Below are 4687 nucleotides of genomic sequence, written 5' to 3'. Positions count from 1 at the left end.
GGCCGGGGATCCACAGGCGCGCCCCCGCCGGGGCGGACTTCAAAGTGCAGATGCGGCCCTGTGCTCCAGCCAGTGCTGCCGCGGCTCATGATTGTCTGCCCCTGCTGCACGTACTGGCCTGTGGAAACGTAAATCTGATGGCCGTGGGCATAGCGAGTAACAATTCCGTTGGGATGGCGAATGTCCACTCGATTGCCGTAGCCATCCCCAGCATTCCCCGCGAAGATCACCACTCCCCCCTGAACGGCTACAATGGGGGATCCCACGGGGCCAGGAATATCTACCCCTGCATGAAGGCGACCGCGACGGTAGCCAAAGCCAGAGGTGATTTGCCCGGAGACCGGCCAGACAAACCCACTGCTGCGAACCTGGGGAGGGGCTGGAGGGGGCGCTGGCGGAGCCTGTCGGGCGGGAGCTGGGGTGGGCTGCGTACCCGGCGCCGGAATCGTAAGGCGTTGGCCAATGCGCAGCCAGTGGGGATTGCGCAAGTTGTTGGCTTGAATAATGGATCGCTGAGTTACCCCATAGCGGGCGGCGATCCGTTCGATGGTGTCACCGGCTCCAACTGTGTGGGTCAGGGATCCACCGGCCAAGAGGGCCTGCCGTTCTTGTTCCATTTGCTGGGCCCGGCGTTGCTGCTCCGCCTGTAATCGAGCTTGGGCTTCGGCTTGGCGTTGGGCTTCCTCCTCTTGCTGGCGGCGCTCTTCCTCTTCGCGAGCTTTCTGGGCAGCGATCATCTCCTTCTGACGCTGGATCAACTCGCCCACATCGCCGGGGATGAGCAGGCGTTGGCCAATGCGCAGATATTCCGGGCGATCCAGAGGAGTCGCTTCGATAATCCGCTGCTGGGGAACTCGGTAGCGGTTGGCAATGTCCTCCAGCGTGTCTCCCTGCTTGACGGTGTAGATCAATCCCGGTTGGCTGGGGATGAGGAGAACTTGCCCCGGCTTCAGCTCAGTACTGGCCTGAATACCATTGGAGACGGTGATGGCAGCCGCGTCGAGCTGATACATCTGGGTCAGTTGCCAGAGGGTTTCCCCCGGCTGAATTTCATGCTCCAGAATGCCTCTGGGCCCTTCTCCTGTCGGGATTCGCCCTTCTGCGAAGGCTTGGCGCAGCTGCTCCTTTTTCCGCTCGTAGTTTTGCTGCAGAGCGCCAGATAGCGTATGCACAGAGGGTGGGATCGGCTCTACCGCCGGAGACAGGGGGCGATTCAACTGTCGCTGCTGTAGGGTAGCGACTCCGGCCAAGCCCAGCATCAGCAAAAGACCAGTGGCCCAAGCCGGATATCCCCGACGCGCAGGAGCAGAATCCCCCGGCTCTGGATGGGCTGTCTCAGGCTCGGTTGGGCACCTGGGGGTGGCCGGCAGCTGCTCTTCCCCAGCTTCTGCGCAGGGATCCGCCTCCAGCTTCAGAAGCCATACCAGGCCCGTTAAGCTGAGAGAGAGGGCCAAACCAACCCATCTTGGCTTCGACCGCCCAGAGAGAGGGGCTGGAGCCCACTCCAGAAGATAGGCTTCCTCGGCAGATGAATCCGCAGAAGTCCAGGACTGTTCTGAAGGGATCCCTGCCGAGCCCTTTGGGGGTGGGGGGAAAAGGGTGCTCACGGCAGCACCGCGGAAATCCAGCTCCCCGTTTTGGGGATTGGGGAAAGTGGGTTTTAAAGGCATCCTCACACCAACAGGCTGACACTAGAGTGCAAGAGAAGAAGATGTCAAAATGAGGGGCATAAGCCCCTTGGCACCGAGCACCCCAGGGGTGACTCAAGCCGGGGTGGAGCTCGCTAATGAACAGGCTGGCTCGCACTCAGGTTAGAGTACCGTAGTTAACAAATCTAGACAAGTCTTGGCAGGTAATTTCAGCCACAATGCTTGCCTCACAATGGTTCCAGCCCTTGGCTTGTTGAGATTTTGTCGAGCCTCATCCGATTCAAGACAAAGTGCGCCATCGTCTTTTTTTGGAAGACAAAGCCTGTTTTGCTGTAGCTGAAACTACAAACTAGGGATACCCATGGATTTGGTTGTCTATAACACATTGACTCGCCGCAAGGAAGTGTTTCAGCCGCTGGCAGCAGGTGGATCTCAATCCGTTTCCGTCGGCAATTCCCAGGGATCCGCAGCTCCGGTTGCGGGGGAGAAGCCCCTGGTGCAGATGTATGTCTGTGGTGTAACGGTTTACGACCTCTGCCACCTCGGCCATGCGCGTACCTACGTGGTTTGGGACATGGTGCGTCGCTACTTGGAGTGGCGCGGCTACCGAGTGAAGTATGTGCAGAATTTTACCGATGTGGACGACAAGATCCTCAAGCGGGCGTTGGAACGTGGCGAATCCATGCAAGCGGTGGCGGAGCGCTTCATCGCCGAATATTTCCAGGACATGGATCGCCTGAACATCAAGCGGGCCGATCTCTACCCGAGGGCAACGCAATCACTGCAAGCCATGTTCCAGTTGATCCAATCTTTGGAGCTCAAAGGCTTTGCCTACCGGGTACGGGATCCGATTCGACACCAGACCGACCAGTCTTCCCTCCTGCAAGCGGGACACCAGCCAGAGACCCCCGCCTCTGTTCAGTACTCTGTTTACTACTCTGTCCGCAAGTTCCCGGATTACGGCCAGCTATCCGGTCGAAAACTGGAGGAGATGGAGGCGGGAGCCAGTGGCCGGGTAGGAGAAGAAGGAGCTGAGAAACAGGATCCCTTCGACTTTGCCCTTTGGAAAGCGGCCCCCCCTTCTGAGCCGGGGTTTGCCTCCCCTTGGGGTTGGGGGCGACCGGGCTGGCACATCGAATGTTCCGCCATGGTGCGGGAGACCCTGGGAGATCACATCGACATTCACGCCGGCGGGGCAGATTTGATTTTCCCCCACCACGAAAATGAGCTGGCCCAATCGGAGCCAATCACCGGCAAGCCGATGGCCAAGTACTGGATGCACAACGGTTTTCTCAACATCAACGGCGAGAAAATGTCCAAATCTTTGGGCAACTTCACCACCCTGCGACAGGCCCTCGCCGTCTATCACCCCATGGCCTTGCGGCTGTTTCTGTTGCAGACCCACTACCGTAGCCCCATAGATCTCACCGAGGCAGCCATGCAGGCGGCTAGCCGTGGCTGGGAAACCCTCCAGAAAGGGATCCACTGTGCCCAGCACTTCTGCAAAGAAGAAAAGGGATCCCCTGATGCTGAGGCCATGCAAGCCTTTCAAGCTGCTATGGACAATGATTTTGGCACCCCTGAAGCGCTGGCTATCGCCTTTGAATTGGCCAAAGAACTCACCCGCGAACACAACCTGTTCACCCATCAAGGCCAAACCCATCTGGAGCCCCAGGCCCTCAAACAAAAAAGCGCTGCCTTGCTGGAGATTTTGGCTACTTTGGGATTCTGTTGGCCCTCATTCTCTGAATTCGAGGGATCCACAGAAGCAGCTACAAACGGGGAACTTCACTTTGAAAAGGGAGAGAACCAACTCATCCGAGAAGAGCAGATCGAGGAGCTGATTGCGCAGCGCTCGGCAGCCCGTAAGGCGAAAAACTTTGCCGAAGCCGATCGCATTCGGGATCAGTTGAAAGCCTTCGGCATCACCCTCATCGATCAAAAAGATGGCACCACCCGTTGGCTGCGAGAATAGGGGTTGAGGAGCATTCCTCGGGCTCATTCAAAATGGATGTGGCTGTAACCTAGGGGCTCAGAGGGGCAAAGTGCTTCTCCCTTCGTTTGGGTTGCTGGAAAAGTTCGGCTAGAGTCAGATCAGTGACTGTGTCAACGTCTCGGCGGATCTCAATGCTTTCTCCAGCTACCGCGCAAACTGATCTGAGTCCCATCGATCTGGATCGCCTGCTCACCCCTGAGATTCAGCGGCCGGCCCGCTACTTGGGCAAAGAGTTTGGCGCCGTCCACCGTCCTTGGGATTCGGCACGGGTGCGTTGGGTGCTGAGCTATCCAGAGTTGTACGAGGTGGGAGCTTCCAACCTAGGCCACCTCATCCTTTACAACATCCTCAACGCCCAGCCGGATCAACTGTGTGACCGCACCTACTTGCCAGGCCCGGATCTGGCGGCCCGCCTGCGGCAGTTGGGGATCCCCCTCTTTGCCGTGGAATCCCGCCGTCCTCTGCGCGCTTTCCATATCATTGGCTTCAGCCTGGCTTACGAGCTGGGGGGCACCAACATCCTGGAGATGCTGGACCTAGCCGGGATCCCGCTCAAGTGGTGGGAGCGGCAGCCCTTTACCCCGGAAGAGTGCCCTCTGATCTTTGCCGGCGGGCCAACCGCCACCTCCAACCCGGAGCCTTTTGCCGACTTTTTCGATTTCTTCGTCTTCGGAGATGGGGAAGAGGTGCTGCCGGAAATTGGCCAAGTGCTGGCCGGATCCCTGTCCAAGCCCCGCCGAGAGGTCTTGCTGGAGCTGGCCCAGGTGCCGGGGGTGTACGTGCCCCAGTTTTACGAGGGGATCCCGCCTCGACCCATTGTGCCTGGGGTGCCGGAGCGCATCCGCCGTCGGGTGGCCCTGCCTCAACCCCAATACTCCGTCGGCCTGGTGCCTTTGGTGGAAACCGTCCACGACCGCCTGGTGATGGAAGTGCGGCGGGGCTGCACACGGGGCTGCCGATTTTGCCAGCCGGGCATGCTTACCCGCCCAGCGCGGGATGTGGATCCGGAAGCAGTGGTGGAGGCTGTGGTGCAGGGCTTGCG

Annotated in this window: 2 protein-coding genes and 1 pseudogene; 2 read left to right on the top strand and 1 reads right to left on the bottom strand. The window is 59.2% G+C overall.

Annotated elements, in window-relative coordinates; all coding sequences use genetic code 11:
* The coding region (locus NW819_RS06280) for a LysM peptidoglycan-binding domain-containing protein (RefSeq protein WP_414413232.1) at positions 1-1670 on the bottom strand (1670 nt) is incomplete at its 3' end.
* Between the two features lie 340 nt (positions 1671-2010).
* Between NW819_RS06280 and NW819_RS06275 the strand changes: the two genes are divergently transcribed.
* Positions 2011-3624 carry a cysteine--tRNA ligase gene (locus tag NW819_RS06275; RefSeq protein ID WP_414413231.1) on the top strand — a complete coding sequence of 538 codons (1614 nt, stop codon included), beginning with the start codon at positions 2011-2013 and terminating at the stop codon, positions 3622-3624.
* 152 nt (positions 3625-3776) lie between these two features.
* Positions 3777-4687, top strand: a pseudogene (locus NW819_RS06270) (B12-binding domain-containing radical SAM protein); the annotation flags it as partial.

It is taken from the genome of Synechococcus sp. R8-2, assembly GCF_047461715.1.
GTDB lineage: Bacteria > Cyanobacteriota > Cyanobacteriia > Thermostichales > Thermostichaceae > Thermostichus.
The sequence above is the reverse complement of the archived record's forward strand: the minus strand, read 5'-3'. Positions and strand labels throughout refer to the sequence as shown.

Bases quoted from the DNA above. Each gene is read 5' to 3' on its own strand.
- NW819_RS06275 (WP_414413231.1), top strand. From the start codon at position 2,011: ATGGATTTGGTTGTCTATAACACATTGACTCGCCGCAAGGAAGTGTTT.